Here is a 13,433-nt window from a genome sequence, read left to right on the forward strand (position 1 = left end):
AGGGCACACGCTAGGTCGCGCGAACCCTTCGGAGCGGGCGACGGATCGGTTCTCGCTCGATCTGGTGAAACGGGCCGTCGCAGGCTTAACGATCTTGTTCGGCGGCCATGCGGACGAGCGCGGCGACGAAGCGGTCCACCACGTCCGCACCCGCCGGATCCGGGCGTTGCGGACGGGCCGCGTACACGCTGCGCCGCGGCGGGTCGCTCAGCCGATGCAGGGTCAGCCGCGGGTGGATCGCCCGGGTCAGCAACCCGGGCGCGAGCATCACGCCGAACCCGGCCGCCACGAACGCCTGTTTGCCCAGCCAACCGCCGCACTCGATGTCGATCCGCGGCGTGAAACCGGCGCGCGCGCAGGCCCCGGTGAGCACCGCCGCGGCGCCCTCGTAGTCCTCCACCCAGGTCTCCTCGGCGAGTTCGGCCAGATCCAGCACCTCCCGGTCGGCCAGGCGGTGGCCGGCCGGCAGGACGGCGCGCAGTTCGTCGTCGAGCACATGGGTCAGCCGCAGCCCCGGGTGCGCGGGCAGACCCGGCGGGTAGTCGGTGACCACGGCCACGTCGAACTCGCCGTCCAGCAGGCGCGGGATCAGCCCGGGCGAGAAGTCCTCGGCGAAGGTGACCCGCACGCCGGGAAGTTCGGTCGTGAACGCGGTGAGCGCGTCCGGCAGCAGCGACACCGCGGCGGTGGGCACCGCACCCACCCGGACCCGGGTGCCGACCCGATCGCGGGCGGCTCGCACCTCCTCCTCGGCCCGCTCGACCCGGGCCAGAATCGCGGTCGCGTGCTCGCGCAGCACGTCGCCGGCCGCCGTGGTGCGCACTCCGCGCGCGTGCCGGTCGAGCAGCGTGGTGCCCAGGCGCGCCTCCAGGCCCGCCACCTGGCGGGAGAGCGCGGACTGGGTGTATCCGAGGGTGTGTGCGGCAGCGCTGATCGAGCCGTGTCGGCACACTTCGACGAAGGAACGCAGGGCGAGCAGGTCCATGAGCGGTGACTCTAGGGTGTGGCTTCAGCCATGCTCGGCAGGCATGGCCGCCCTGCGGAAGATGCGCTGGCGGGATGGGCGGTGCACGGGTGAGGATGGGCGCCATGACGACATCGAATCGGCTGACCCACATCCCGGCGCCCGAGGGCGTGCGACCGGGCAACGGCTACACCAACGTGGTCACCGGCACCGGCCGGCTGGTCGCGGTCTCCGGGCAGGTCGCCTTCGACGAGGACGGGAACCTGGTCGGCAAGGGCGACCCGGGCGCGCAGGCCCGACAGGTGTTCGAGAACCTGCGGCGCTGCCTGGCGGCGGCGGGTGCCACGTTCGACGACGTGATCAAGCTGACCTATTTCCTCACCGATGTCGGGCATCTGCCGGCGGTGCGCGCGGCCCGCGACGAGTTCGTCGACATGACCCGCCCGCCCGCGAGTTCCGCGGTCCAGGTGGGCGCCCTGTTCCTGCCCGATCTGCTCCTGGAGGTCGAGGCGTTCGCATTGGTCGACGACACGAACGGCGACACGAACGGGGCCGGCGAATGAGAGTCGCCGTCTGCGGCCTGGGCCGGATGGGCACGGCCGGCGCCGAGGCGCTGGTGGCGGCCGGGCACGAGGTGACGGTCTGGAACCGGACACCGCGTACGGTGGCCGGCACGGTCCAGGCCGCGAGTGCGGCCGAGGCGGCGCGTGACGTCGACGCCGTCGTGCTGTTCGTCTTCGACGGGCCGGCCGCCGAGGCGGTCCTGCTCGGGCCGAACGGCATCGCGGCCGGCGCGGCGCCCGGCACGCTCGTGATCAACGCGACGACCCTGGCCCCCGAACAGTCGCGCGAGCTCGCGGCGGCGGCGCACGCGGCCGGGTTGCGCTACCTGGAGGCGCCGGTCCTGGGTTCGGTGCCGGCGGTCCGCGCGGGCACGCTGATCGTGTTGACCGCCGGCGAGCCGGCGGACGTCGCGGCGGCCGAGCCGGTGTTGCTCGCGTGGTCGCACGCGGGCGAGCGGCGGCACGTGGGGCCGGTCGGCGCCGCGACCGCGCTCAAGCTGGTGGCCAATCTGGGCCTGGGCGTCGCGGCGGCCGGATTGCACGACGCGGTACGACTCGGCGCCGCCCTGGGCCTGGCCCGCGCGGACGTGCTCGACGTACTGACGGCGAGCGCGATCGGCGGCCTGGTGGGGCGCAAGCGCGAGCGCCTGGACCAAGCCGCCTACGCGGACGCGGATTTCACCGTGGCGGCACTGGCCAAGGACCTCGTCCTCGTCGGCGATGTGACCGGCACGCCGCTGCCGGTCGCCCGGGCGGCGGCGGAGGTCGCCACGTCGGCGGTCCGGGCCGGCGACGCGACCGCGGACATCTCCGCACTGGGTCGCTGAACGCCGCCGGCGCTGTGGCCGGTCGACGCACCGGGCGGTGGGCCGATTCGCGTCGGCCGTGAAGCACCGGCGAGGCGGTGCCGGCATCGCGGCCCGGGCGGATCGGCCCGCCGCGCACGGACGTCCGACGGCCTCCGAAGGTGGCTGCACGTGCCAAAAGCGCGGTCGCACGCGGGACGCCCGGCGGTCGGCCGACCGTCGGGCGTGATCCCGCATGCGACTACACCAGCGCGTCGATCGGGTCAGCCGGCAGCACGCCCGCCGCGACCGCCTCGTTCAGCCATTCCGGGAACTCCAGGAGGAGTTGGTCGTACAGTTCCGCGTCCGCGAGCAGCCTCGGGTCCTGTCCGGCGTGGAAGAAGCCCGCGTTGTCGACCACGCGCTGCTCCGGCACGGTCAGTTCGTCCAGCTTGCGAAGGAAGTCGAAGCCCTTGGCCTCGGGGTCGCCGAAGCCGATGAACTGCCAGAAGATCGGCAGCCCGGCCACCTCGCACAGCGCCTTCGCGGCGGCGGGGCGGCTGGTCGGCGCGCCGTCGGTCTGGAAGATCACCAGCGCCGGGTCGGCGCTGCCGGACGCACGGTAGTGCTCGACCACCTTGGCGATCGCCGAGTGGTAGTTGGTGCGGCCCATGTGCCCGTAGGAACCGTGCAGTTCCTCGATCCGACCCACGTGGTTGCCGGGATCGAGGTCGGCGACGCCGTCGATGTCCGTGGAGAAGAACACCAGCGGTACGACGGCCTCGCCGAGCTGCGCGGACAGCGCGAGCGTCTGGTCCGCGAGGTGCTGGACGGTGCCGTCCTTGTAGTAGGAGCGCATCGACCCGGAGCGGTCCAGGACGAGGTAGACCGCGACGCTGCGGCCGGCGAGGCCGCACTTGGCCACGGCCGCCGCGGCGGTCTCCGCACGGGCCCCGAGGCCGGGCGCGACGTCTTCGACCCGAGCGGGCGGCACCACGGCGACGGTGGTCGGAACCGGGGCGGCCTCGGCGACCACGAACGGCTCCGCCTCCACCTCGATCGCCGGCTCCGGCGCCTCGGCGGCCGGCTCGACCACGGTCGCGGTCTCGTCCTGCTCGGCCTCGGCGGGTGTCGCGATCGCCTGTGCCGGTACGGGAATCGAGGTCGGCGCCGACCCGGAGGCGTCGTGCTCCGCCCGGGACTCGGGAATGACGACCGGCTCCGGGATGACGACCGGCTCGGGAATGACGACCGGCTCGGACAGAACGGCCGGCTCCGCATCGGCCGGCTCCGAAAGGGCGGCCTGCTCCGGCACCACCGGCTCCGGCACCACCACCTGCTCCGGCAGCACCGCCGGCTCGGGGACGGCGACCGGTTCGACGACGGCGACCGCCTCCTCCACCGCGACCGGCTTCTCGACCGTGTCCGGCTTCTCGACCGTGTCCGGCTCGTCGACCGCGACCGGCTCCGGCGCGACCTCCGTCGCCGGCGCACTCTCCGGCGCCGGGCTCACCTCCGGTTCGTCACGCGTCGTCGCCTCGGCGCGTGGCTCCGGTTCCGATTCGGCGACCGGCTCGGGCGCGCCGACCGGGGACTCGGTCGGCGCGATCCTGAGGTCGGTCGGTGCGGCGGCCACGTCGCTCGTCTCGGGTGTCTCCGCCGCCTCGCGGGACGGCCGCGAACGAAAGACGTTGCGCAGCAGACTCCTCAAACCCATCGGCGAATCCTTACCTGTGTGGGGGACGCCGTCCCGATCATCAGGACGGGTACGTAAGGCTAGTCATGGCCCCGGCCGAGCTGTGGGCGACCCGCGCGTACGACACCCGACGGACCCCCGAACAGCCGAAGGCGCCCCACCCGTACGCCGGCTGCCGGCCCCTCACACCCCCGCGAGCAGTACGAACGCCGCGTCCACCGCGGCGCACGCGGCCGAGACGTCGTCGTCGGTGAGCGCCGCGGACACGAACCAGCATGCCGAACCGACCGCGTTGACGTGTACTCCGCGCTCCAACAGGGCGTGTCGGAACAGCGCGTAGCGCGCGTCGTCGCTCGCCGCCAGGTCCCGGTAGTTGCGCGGCGCCGTGCCGTCGGCCGAGAAGACCACCTGGAACATCGCCCCGACCCCCTGCACGGCACACGGAATCGCCCTGTCCCTGGCGGCCCGTCGGATCGCCTCCATCACCCGGTTCCCGGCCGCGTCGATGCGCGCGATCACCGCCGGATCGGCGAGTTCGCCCAGCGTAACCAGCGCGCCGGCCGCACACAGCGGCGAACCGTTGTACGTACCACCGTGTTTGACCCGGTTCGCACCGATCTCCTCCATGATGTCGCGGCGTCCGGCGAACGCCGCGATGGGCAGGCCGCCGCCCAACGCCTTCGCGTACACGGCAAGATCCGGAAGCACACCGAACAGCCCCTGGGCACCGCCCGGTCCGGTCCGAAAGCCGGTGCACACCTCGTCGAAGATCAGCACGATCCCGCGTCTGGTGCACTCCTCGCGCAGCGTATCCAGGTAGCCGGGCACCGGCATGGTGCACGCGTTGTTGGCCACGATGGGCTCGCAGATCACCGCGGCCAGTTCGCCGCGATGCGCGTCCAGGATCTCGCGCAGCACCACCGCGTCGTTCCACGGACAGATCACCACGTCTGCGACCACGCCGGCCGGCACCCCCGGGGAGTGCGGGCGCGCGTGCGGCCGGGCGTACGGTCCGGCCTCGGCAGCGGTGGGCCGGTTCGAAACCGCGAGCGAGTCCGCCCACCCGTGGTAATGGCCCTCGAACTTGAGCACCTTGTCCCGGCCGGTGAAGCCGCGCGCGGCCCGAACCGCACCCTGAATCGCCTCCGATCCGGAGTTGGCGAACCGGACCAGGTCGGCGCACGGGATCATCCTCCCCATGGTTTCCGCCAGTTCGATCTCCGCGACGGTGCCCGCGCCGAACATCGTGCCGCTCGCCATGACGTCCGCCACCGCCGCGCCGATCGCCGGATTGGCGTGCCCGATCACCGCGCAGCCGTACGAAATCAGGTAGTCGACATACTCGTTCCCGTCCACGTCCCAAATGTGCGCGTCCTTGCCGCGCGCGATATAGAGCGGATAGGGAAATGGACCGGTGCTCGTCACGCGTGCGGAGGAGGCGGTCCCGCCCGCCAGCGAACGTCGGGCCCGATCGAAAAGGACCCGACTGGTTTCGGTCGACTCGGCCGAGATCACGGAATACGCCACCTTCGCTCTTGACACCCGTCATGGTCACTACGCAGGGTTTTTCTCCGTACCGTCGCGGTGAATGCGAACGGACCGGCCGTATCAATTCCGAGGGGTCACCCATGATCGAGAAGGTCGCCGTCGTCACCGGAGCGGGCAGCGGCGTGGGCCGCGCGTGCGCACTCGCCCTGATCGATCGGGGTTGGTCGGTCGCTCTGGCCGGTCGACGCGAGGTCAACCTGGAGGAGACCGCCGCGCTGGCCGGAGATCGCGCCCGCTTCGCCCTGCCGGTGCCCGCCGACATCACCGACCCCGACGCGGTCGACCGACTGTTCGCCACCGTCGTGGAGCGGTTCGGCCGGCTCGACCTGCTCTTCAACAACGCCGCCGACACGATGCCCTACGTGCCCACCGAGGACGTCGAACTCGGGGACTGGCGCCGGGTGCTCGACTCGATCGCCACCGGCGGATTCCTGTGCGCCCGGGCCGCGTTCCGGATCATGAAGGAGCAATCTCCGCGCGGCGGCCGGATCATCAACAACGGCGCCCCCTCGGCGCACGTCCCACGCCCGGATTCGATCGCCTTCACCGCCGCCAAGCACGCCGTCACCGGGCTGACCAGGTCGCTGTCCCTGGACGGTCGGCCGCACGACATCGCCTGCGGGCAGATCGACATCGGCAACGTCACGCCGATCGACCGGCCGCAGCCGGCCGTCCGGCAGGCCGACGGTTCGCTGCGGGTCGAGCCCACCATGGACGTCGGACACGTCGCGGACATGGTGGTCGCGATGGCCGCGTTGCCGATCGGGGTGAACGTCCAGTCGGTGACCGTCATCCCCAGTGCGATGCCGTATGTCGGCCGCGGCTGACCCGGACCCGACGACCTCGCCCGATCGGGGTGCGGATCCGCGCCCCGCCGCGATGCCGAACTCGCGACCGGCTCCGGCCAGATACGCCTCGATCCGGGTTCCGCCCGCCAATCGGCCGTACAGTTCCCACGCGATCATCCGATGCAGCCCGTCCAGGTGCACGATTCCCTGCCGCACCGCCAGACCCGCGTAGTCGACTGTCTCCACCGCGCGGGTGCACAGGTACAACGGCGTCATCGGCGCGTCCCGCTGCCACGCGAGTTTGGCCGCGCAGACCGGATTGCTGTGCGTGTACCGCCCGCGGGTCGAGCGCAGCCGGCGCACCGCCGCGGCCAGGGTGAGTCCGCGCGGCGGCACCAGTTCGAAAGCGCCGCCCTCGCCCAGGTGCCACGGCAGGATGATGCCCAGCAGCGCCGCCCGATCCAGTTCGATCCGCAGCCATCCACCGGGCAACGCGTCCGCGAGGCGCAGCAATTCCTCGCCCTCGGCGTTGCTGTTCTCCGGATGGCCGCCGTCGACCGGGTGGTCGTGCCGGAATCGGTCGAAGACGACGTCGAACGGCACGGTTTCGAGAACCTTCAAGAATCGGATCCATTCGAGTGATGGGCAGGTGGGCGGCCCGGCGGTGGACGACCACCGAACGACCGGACGGAGCGGGGGGAACAGGCGGAACAGGCGGCCGGCCCTCAGCCCGAGTAGCGCGTGAAGTGGCGTTCCGCGAAGAGTTCGGGCCAGTGTCCACGATCGAGGTCCAGTTCCCGGGCCCGACCGAGCACGTGTCGCCAGTACGGCTTCACCGGTGGCCAGCGGGTGCCGCACTGCCCGTACGAGCCGTCCACCATGTAGCGCGGCCTTCCGCCGAAGGCCGGGCCCGGGCGGCGGGCGTGGAACAGGGCCGAGTGCACGAGCACCGTGGAGCCGGGCGGCAGCTCGTCGATCAGCACCTCGCCGGGCAGTTCGCGGCATCCCAGATGGGCCCTCGCGTCCTTGTCCGCGACCTCGCGGTGCGAGCCCGGGAGTACCGCCAATCCACCGACGGAGGCGTCCAGTCCGCCGAGGTAGTGCAGCGCGTGGATCATCGTGTACGTACGATCGCGCTGCGGGGCCTGTTCGTAGTCGTGGTGCCATGCCTTGCCGTCCGCACCCGCCGGGCGCCGGTCGCTGTGCAGGTGGTGGAACACGAAGTCGGTGCCCATCAGCGCCCCGACCAGAGCCAACAGCGGCGGGTGGGCCGCCAGTTCGCCGTGCGCGGCGAGTTCGATCTCGACCACCGGCGGCGGACCCGGTCGGCTCGGATCCACACAGGCGGCGATCGCTCGCTCGCGCGATCCGGAGTCCACCCAGTGGTCCACCTCGGCTTCGAGCCGTGATACCAGATCGTCGGGCAGGAAGCCCGGTAACAACAGGTATCCGCACTCGGTGAATCCGTCGATCCGACTTCCGTCGACCGCCCTGGTCGGCATTTTCGGCATATGGATGTTCCCCCTGTCGGCGGTGCCCGGCAGCCGGCCCACCGAAAGCGGAATACCGCTTCGCATTTCCGGGTGGAAAGCGGGTGGCCGACGGGAAAACGGAGCGTGATCGAGCCGATACGAGAAATATCCATCGGCGCGGAGATCCATGCGCACACTCGACAGATTGGCCGGATCGTTTCCCCGGGCGGCCGGACCGACCACGCATCGCGCGCGGTGGCCGAAAACGGTGCGCCGGCCACCTCAGCCCATAAAGGTCAGCCGCACCGTCCGGTCCGGGTTGTCCCGATTGGTGTCCACCATCGTGACCGACTGCCACGTCCCCAGCGCGAGTTCGCCGCCGATCACCGGCAGCGTCGCGTGCGGCGGGACCAGTGCGGGCAGCACGTGATCGCGCCCGTGTCCGGGACTGCCGTGCCGATGCCGCCACCGGTCGTCGGCCGGCAGCAGATCCGCCAACAACGCGAGCAGGTCGTCGTCACTGCCGGCCCCGGTCTCCAACACCGCCACCCCGGCGGTGGCGTGCGGCACGAACACATTGAGCAGTCCGTCCCGCCCGCCGGCCACCTCCCGCAGGAACCGCGCACACATACCGCTCAGGTCGTACACCCGCTCCCGCCGCCCGGTACTGACCTCGAAAACCCGCGACACGACAGACTCACTCATCCCGCCATGCTCGCGCAGCCGCACCCCGGTTCCGCACCCTCGACACGGTCGCGCCGAGGAATGCTTTGCTTTCGACCGAATGCGTACGGACAATATGGAGCAGTACTTACCTGTCGGTAAGGATGGATCGGCGGGGATCGACAGGGCTCGCCAGGAACGGGAGACGCGCATGGCTCGGCGCTATCAGTGCGGCCTGGACGCCGCCATGGATGTCATCGGCGGCAAGTGGAAGGCATTGATCCTTTGGGCGCTGCACGTCGAGGAGCGGCGCTTCGGCGAGTTGCGCCGGGCGGTGCCCGGGATCAGCGAGAAGATGCTGATCCAGCAGTTGCGCGAGATGGAGGCCCGGGGGATCGTGCACCGCGAGGTGTTTCGCGAGGTCCCGCCCAAGGTGGTCTACTCGCTGACCCCGCTGGGGCAGTCGCTCAACGAGGCGCTGCTGCCGCTGGGTGTGTGGGGGCACGAAAACGTCGAGCAGATCATCGAGACGGCGCCCGCGACGGCCGGGGCGCAGGACCCCGCACAACCCGCCGCGTAGGCCGTTTCCGGGCGAAGTTTTCGGCGTCGGCGAATGTCGGGAATAGCGTCGGGCGGTCTGCTATAACCGCGCGGACACACTCTGGGTGAGTCCTTGTTGACTTTTCGTAGCGCGCGCCGTAATTATTTCGGCAGCGAATATCCGGATTGTCTGCGACGTCTTCGTTGAGCCGCCGGGGTGTGAATATATGACCGAATACGTCCGAGTGTCCGAACAACTGGCGCTGCCACGCGGGCCGGTCGATCCGATCATGGCCTACGCCCGGCGGCTCGACACGTATCCGGTCCACGTGTGCCTCGACGAGGCCACCGCGCTCGCGCGGCTGTGCGCCGAGATCGACGGTCGACGGGTCGCCCTGATCACGGACGACACCGTGTACACACTGCACGCGCGCCGGCTCGCCGAACGGCTGACCGCGTCCGGACTGGACGTGGTCCACACCTCGTTCCCGGCCGGCGAGGCGAGCAAGAGCCTGCGCACCGCGAGCACCCTGCTGGACTGGCTGGCCGGCACCTCGCTCGCCCGCCGCGACATCCTGCTCGCGGTCGGCGGTGGCGTGGTGATGGACACGGTCGGCTGGGTGGCCAGCGCGTACATGCGCGGCATCCCGTACATCAACGTGCCCACGACCCTGCTCGCCCATGTGGACGCCGCGCTCGGCGGCAAGGTGGCCATCGACCATCCGTCCGCCAAGAACCTGATCGGCGCGTTCTACCAACCCAGGGCGGTGGTCTCGAACGTCGGGTACCTGAGCACCCAGGACGGTCGCGGATTGCGCGCCGGGCTCGCCGAGGCGATCAAGACCGGGATCATCGCCTCCCCGGAGTTGTTCGAGTCGATCGAGCGCCGGCATGCGGCCATCCTGGCCGTCGAACCCGTGCCCACCGCCGCCCTCGTGCATGCCTCCAGCGTGCTCAAGTGCCGGTTGATCGCCCGCGACCCCTATGAGCGCGACCTTCGCCGGCCACTGAACTTCGGGCACACCATCGGCCACGCCGTGGAGACCGCGACCGGCTACGGTCCGGTCCTGCACGGCGAGGCGGTCGCATTCGGGATGGCCTGCGCGGCCCGGATCGCCGAACGACGCGGGCTGCTCGACCCGGCCCTGTGCGCGCGGGTGAGCGGGCTGCTCGACCGGGTGCGATTGCCCACCACGCTGGCCGGATTACCCGCCCGGCTCGACCCGGCGACCACCGTCGAGGCACTCGGCCAGATCCGCAAGATCCGGGACGGCCGGCTGCGGTTCGTGCTGCCCACCGCGCTCGGCGAGACGGTGATCACCGACGACGTGAGCGACGAGGAGATCCACGCCGCGCTCGTGGTCCGCCCCACCGCCGAGGTCCCGTTCGCACGCACCCACGGAGGCACCGATGACTGAGCTGGATGTGTTCGTGGTCGGCGGAGTCGGCGTGGACATCATCGTCCGGGTGCCCGAACTACCCCTGCCGATAAGCGACTTCAAGGTGCCACCGATCCGGCAGTACGTCGCGCACACCGGCAACGGGGTGGCGCTGGGCTGTCGGGCACTGGGCCTGCGCACCCACTTCGCGGCCGTGCTCGGCGCCGACCCGGAGGCGGACTTCGTGCTCGCCCACTACGCCGAACAGGGCCTGTCCTTCGCGCATGTCTCCCACCCCAGCGGCACCCCGCGCAGCGTCAACCTGGTCGGCCCGGACGGCGAACGACTCTCACTGCACGACAGCCGCCTGCCCGCGGATCTGGTCGTCGACCCCGAGCTGTACCGCCCCGCGCTCGCCCGCACCCGGCACGCCCACGTGTCGATAGGCGGCTGGTCCCGCCCCGCACTGGCCGACGCGATCGAGGCCGGCGTGTCCACCTCGACCGACCTGCACGGCTGGGACGGCAAGGATCCCGCCCGGGCGGACTTCGCGTACGGGGCCGACCTGGTGTTCACCTCCACGAACCGGCTCGGCGACCGGGTCGAGGAGGCCGCGCGGGACGTGCTCGCCCGGGGCCGGGCCGAGATCGTGGTCGCGATGGCGGGCGGTCGGGGCAGCTACCTGGTGCTGCCGGACCAGCCGATGCGGCACGTGCCGGCGCTGGCCATGCGGGTCGACGAGGTGGTGGACACCAACGGCGCCGGGGACAGCTACGTCTCGGGCTTCCTGTACGCCTACCTGGCCGGCCGCGACTGGGCGGACTGCGCCGCCGCCGGCACCCGGGCGGGCGCGCACGCCGTACGGACCGCGGGCACGCATACGTCGTTCATCACGGCGAAAGAGTTGGACCGTGCGTTCTCCTGACGGGGTCGGGAAACGGGTCGGGGGATGCCTCGGGCGGCGGGTCGGCGGGCGCGGCCGACGCGAGAATGCCGCGCGGGGTGACGATGGCGTCCCGAACGGTACTTCCGGCGGGGACCGTGGCGCCCGGCAGCACCACCGAGCGCAGTACGGTCGCGCCCGACTCGATCCGGCAGCCGGGGTGCACGACGCTGCGCTCCACCCGCGCCCCCGGCGGTATCCCGGCGCCCAGCAGACTTCCGGCGACGTACTTCGGGAAGCCGTCCGACAGACCCGCCAGAGTGCGCGGGAGCGCCTCGGCCGGGATCGGGTGCGGTCGGTCCGGCAACCGCAGTTGCTCGGTGCGGTAGCGCTCGACCGTGCCGATGTCGGCCCAGTAGTCGGGCACCCGATACGCCGTGACCCGGCGGCCCCGGGCGATCATCGCGGGCAGCACGTCGCGGCTGATGTCGTGCTGCCAGCCGTCCTCGCCGAGCGCGGCCAACTCGGCCAGGATTTCGCGCAGCGCGTCGATCCGGAACACGCAGAACGCGGTGAACACCAGGTCCGACGTCGGTCGCGCGGGCTTTTCGACCAGGGCCCGGACCCGAAGGTCGGCATCGGTCTCGACCATCCCGAACAGGTGCACGTAGCGACGCTCGATGCGCTGCACGCCGATCGTGCAGTCGGCGTCCGCCGCCCGGTGTGCGGCAACCAGCGGCGCGTAGTCGAACACGTAGACGTGATCCGCGTGTTGCACCAACAGGTCGCTCGCGCCCGGGGCGAACAGGTACTCCGCGTTGGCGAGCAGTGCGTCGGCGGTGCCGCGTTCGGCGGGGCGGGCGGGCAGGATCGCGCCCGGGCCGCTTCGGGCCAGAGCGTCGTGCGGACCGAAGTGCAGTCGGGTGCCCGGGCGTTCGTCCCAGTGCGTGACCAGGTGGCGGACCAGGTCGGATTCCCGGTGCTGGGAGAGCAGGACCAGTTCGGGCAGGCCGGAGCGGACCGCGTTGGCCACGCTGAAGTCCACCAGCCGACAGGACGCGGCATACGGCACCAGGGGTTTGCACACATCGGCGGTGAGCGGGCCCATGCGCTCGCCCAGACCACCCGCGAGCAGGGCGCCGCGTACTCCGTCGAGCGTCACCAGGTCCGCCCCTGCGCCTGCCCGGCGGGAACCAACGTGCGCAGCAGCGCGAGCGACGTGGCGATGCCCTGCTCCGTGGGCAGTAGGGCGTCCTCGTGTTCCACGTAGATCACTCCCCGGTAGTCGTCGTCGAGCAGCGCGGCCACGATGGCCGGCCATGGCAGTTCGCCGGCGCCGAGCGCGCGGAAGCGGATCGCCGGGCCGGGTCCATAACGCGACCAGCCCGCGCCGCGTGGCGCTTCGGCACCGGACCAGCGCTGGAGGTCCTTCGCGTGCACGGCCGCGAGCCGCTCGCCCCAGCCGCGCACGGCCGCCACCGGATCGTGCCCGGTCGCGGCGAGGTTGGCCGGGTCGAGACACAGACGAACATCGCTCACCGCCGAGAGCAGTGCTCTCGCACTGGCCGGGTCGTACGCGACCTGCTTCGGGTGCGGCTCGAACACGACCCGCACGCCCAGTGCGTCCGCGAGGTCCAGGATCGGCCGCGCGGCGAGCGCCCACGCGTGCACGTTGTCCTGCCAACTCACCGCGCTTCCCGACCAGGACAACCAGCGCGCCAGATCGGGCACGCCCAGCATCAACCGCACCAGCGGCGCGCCCAGACCGGCGGCCAGCCGCACCGTGTCGAGCGCGGCGCGCAGCCCGTGGGCCCGCTTGGCCTCGGCGGTCCCGGCGAGCACCGGATCGGTGTGCGGCCCATGTGGTCCCAGCACCAACTGGGTGTCCCGGCTGTTGCTCACACAGCCCACCTCGACCCCGGCCGCCGCGCACCGCGCACGCACCTCGCGATGCAGCCCGGGATCGGCGTGCCGCCCGCGCTCCACCAGCGCGAAGTGGCCGTCCGCGGGCAGGTCCACCACGCCCGCTCCCGCGTCCCGAGCCACCCGCAACGCCCCGCTCAGACCCGCGGGCGCCAAGGCGGCCAGACACAACCCGAGCCGAATCGGCGCCCGCCCGGCCGCCCGTTCGTTCGGTTGCCCGGTCATCGGC

13 protein-coding genes and 1 pseudogene are annotated in these 13,433 nt (G+C 71.7%); 6 read left to right on the plus strand and 8 right to left on the minus strand.

Annotated features, from left to right (window positions below):
* Window positions 1-85 precede the first annotated feature (85 nt).
* On the minus strand, window positions 86-985 hold the full coding sequence (locus A3IC_RS0110415; protein WP_020550000.1) for a LysR family transcriptional regulator: 900 nt from the start codon (window positions 983-985) through the stop codon (window positions 86-88).
* 104 nt (window positions 986-1,089) lie between these two features.
* Here A3IC_RS0110415 and A3IC_RS53555 point away from each other — a divergent pair, with 104 nt between their 5' ends.
* Both A3IC_RS53555 and A3IC_RS0110425 read left to right on the plus strand, forming a co-directional pair.
* Window positions 1,090-1,527: a RidA family protein gene (locus tag A3IC_RS53555; protein WP_040876383.1), complete on the plus strand. Its 438-nt coding sequence runs from the start codon at window positions 1,090-1,092 to the stop codon at window positions 1,525-1,527.
* Window positions 1,524-2,354 carry an NAD(P)-dependent oxidoreductase gene (locus A3IC_RS0110425; protein WP_020550002.1) on the plus strand — a complete coding sequence of 277 codons (831 nt, stop codon included), beginning with the start codon at window positions 1,524-1,526 and terminating at the stop codon, window positions 2,352-2,354. Before A3IC_RS53555 ends, A3IC_RS0110425 begins: the two co-directional genes overlap by 4 nt.
* A gap of 220 nt (window positions 2,355-2,574) precedes the next feature.
* Here A3IC_RS0110425 and A3IC_RS63845 read toward each other — a convergent pair whose 3' ends face one another.
* Together A3IC_RS63845 and A3IC_RS0110435 are read right to left on the minus strand one after the other, a co-directional pair.
* Window positions 2,575-4,029: a VWA domain-containing protein gene (locus A3IC_RS63845; protein ID WP_020550003.1), complete on the minus strand. Its 1,455-nt coding sequence runs from the start codon at window positions 4,027-4,029 to the stop codon at window positions 2,575-2,577.
* Between the two features lie 162 nt (window positions 4,030-4,191).
* Complete coding sequence (locus A3IC_RS0110435; RefSeq protein ID WP_321184100.1) at window positions 4,192-5,550, minus strand: aspartate aminotransferase family protein; 1,359 nt, start codon at window positions 5,548-5,550, stop codon at window positions 4,192-4,194.
* A gap of 86 nt (window positions 5,551-5,636) precedes the next feature.
* Between A3IC_RS0110435 and A3IC_RS0110440 the strand changes: the two genes are divergently transcribed.
* Window positions 5,637-6,383 (plus strand): SDR family oxidoreductase, encoded by a 747-nt coding sequence (locus A3IC_RS0110440; protein ID WP_020550005.1) that lies wholly within the window; start codon window positions 5,637-5,639, stop codon window positions 6,381-6,383.
* Window positions 6,384-6,506: 123 nt separating this feature from the next.
* On the opposite strand, the pseudogene A3IC_RS70760 reads toward A3IC_RS0110440, so the two are convergent.
* From A3IC_RS70760 to A3IC_RS0110455, 3 genes and pseudogenes are all read right to left on the minus strand, one after another.
* A pseudogene (locus tag A3IC_RS70760) lies at window positions 6,507-6,947 on the minus strand (DUF6309 family protein); the annotation flags it as partial.
* 122 nt (window positions 6,948-7,069) lie between these two features.
* Window positions 7,070-7,855 (minus strand): phytanoyl-CoA dioxygenase family protein, encoded by a 786-nt coding sequence (locus A3IC_RS0110450; protein WP_245599199.1) that lies wholly within the window; start codon window positions 7,853-7,855, stop codon window positions 7,070-7,072.
* Between the two features lie 243 nt (window positions 7,856-8,098).
* The gene (locus tag A3IC_RS0110455) at window positions 8,099-8,521 is read right to left on the minus strand and encodes a YjbQ family protein (RefSeq protein WP_026218099.1); all 423 of its coding nucleotides are present in this window, start codon (window positions 8,519-8,521) and stop codon (window positions 8,099-8,101) included.
* 169 nt (window positions 8,522-8,690) lie between these two features.
* On the opposite strand from A3IC_RS0110455, the gene A3IC_RS53560 reads away from it, so the two are divergent.
* From A3IC_RS53560 to A3IC_RS0110470, 3 genes are all read left to right on the plus strand, one after another.
* Entirely contained in the window at window positions 8,691-9,059 is a 369-nt protein-coding gene (locus A3IC_RS53560) for a winged helix-turn-helix transcriptional regulator (RefSeq protein ID WP_020550009.1), read from the plus strand.
* Between the two features lie 187 nt (window positions 9,060-9,246).
* On the plus strand, window positions 9,247-10,437 hold the full coding sequence (gene aroB / locus A3IC_RS0110465; protein WP_020550010.1) for a 3-dehydroquinate synthase: 1,191 nt from the start codon (window positions 9,247-9,249) through the stop codon (window positions 10,435-10,437).
* Window positions 10,430-11,323 carry a carbohydrate kinase family protein gene (locus A3IC_RS0110470; RefSeq protein WP_026218100.1) on the plus strand — a complete coding sequence of 298 codons (894 nt, stop codon included), beginning with the start codon at window positions 10,430-10,432 and terminating at the stop codon, window positions 11,321-11,323. The genes aroB and A3IC_RS0110470 overlap by 8 nt, the downstream gene beginning before the upstream one ends.
* Here A3IC_RS0110470 and A3IC_RS0110475 read toward each other — a convergent pair.
* Both A3IC_RS0110475 and A3IC_RS70025 read right to left on the minus strand, forming a co-directional pair.
* Window positions 11,289-12,443 (minus strand): sugar phosphate nucleotidyltransferase, encoded by a 1,155-nt coding sequence (locus A3IC_RS0110475; RefSeq protein WP_020550012.1) that lies wholly within the window; start codon window positions 12,441-12,443, stop codon window positions 11,289-11,291. The two genes, A3IC_RS0110470 and A3IC_RS0110475, sit on opposite strands and share 35 nt — an antisense overlap.
* A complete protein-coding gene (locus A3IC_RS70025) occupies window positions 12,440-13,429 on the minus strand; it encodes a sugar phosphate isomerase/epimerase family protein (RefSeq protein WP_020550013.1) in 990 nt (329 codons plus the stop codon). Before A3IC_RS70025 ends, A3IC_RS0110475 begins: the two co-directional genes overlap by 4 nt.
* Window positions 13,430-13,433 lie beyond the last annotated feature (4 nt).

Source organism: Embleya scabrispora DSM 41855, assembly GCF_000372745.1.
Lineage (GTDB): Bacteria > Actinomycetota > Actinomycetes > Streptomycetales > Streptomycetaceae > Embleya > Embleya scabrispora.

Excerpts from the sequence above, each read along its gene's own strand:
- A3IC_RS0110415 (WP_020550000.1), bottom strand. The coding sequence starts at position 985 with ATGGACCTGCTCGCCCTGCGTTCCTTCGTCGAAGTGTGCCGACACGGC.
- A3IC_RS53555 (WP_040876383.1), top strand. The coding sequence starts at position 1,090 with ATGACGACATCGAATCGGCTGACCCACATCCCGGCGCCCGAGGGCGTG.
- A3IC_RS0110425 (WP_020550002.1), top strand. The coding sequence starts at position 1,524 with ATGAGAGTCGCCGTCTGCGGCCTGGGCCGGATGGGCACGGCCGGCGCC.
- A3IC_RS63845 (WP_020550003.1), bottom strand. The coding sequence starts at position 4,029 with ATGGGTTTGAGGAGTCTGCTGCGCAACGTCTTTCGTTCGCGGCCGTCC.
- A3IC_RS0110440 (WP_020550005.1), top strand. The coding sequence starts at position 5,637 with ATGATCGAGAAGGTCGCCGTCGTCACCGGAGCGGGCAGCGGCGTGGGC.
- A3IC_RS0110450 (WP_245599199.1), bottom strand. The coding sequence starts at position 7,855 with ATGCCGAAAATGCCGACCAGGGCGGTCGACGGAAGTCGGATCGACGGA.
- A3IC_RS0110455 (WP_026218099.1), bottom strand. The coding sequence starts at position 8,521 with ATGAGTGAGTCTGTCGTGTCGCGGGTTTTCGAGGTCAGTACCGGGCGG.
- A3IC_RS53560 (WP_020550009.1), top strand. The coding sequence starts at position 8,691 with ATGGCTCGGCGCTATCAGTGCGGCCTGGACGCCGCCATGGATGTCATC.
- aroB (WP_020550010.1), top strand. The coding sequence starts at position 9,247 with ATGACCGAATACGTCCGAGTGTCCGAACAACTGGCGCTGCCACGCGGG.
- A3IC_RS0110470 (WP_026218100.1), top strand. The coding sequence starts at position 10,430 with ATGACTGAGCTGGATGTGTTCGTGGTCGGCGGAGTCGGCGTGGACATC.
- A3IC_RS70025 (WP_020550013.1), bottom strand. The coding sequence starts at position 13,429 with ATGACCGGGCAACCGAACGAACGGGCGGCCGGGCGGGCGCCGATTCGG.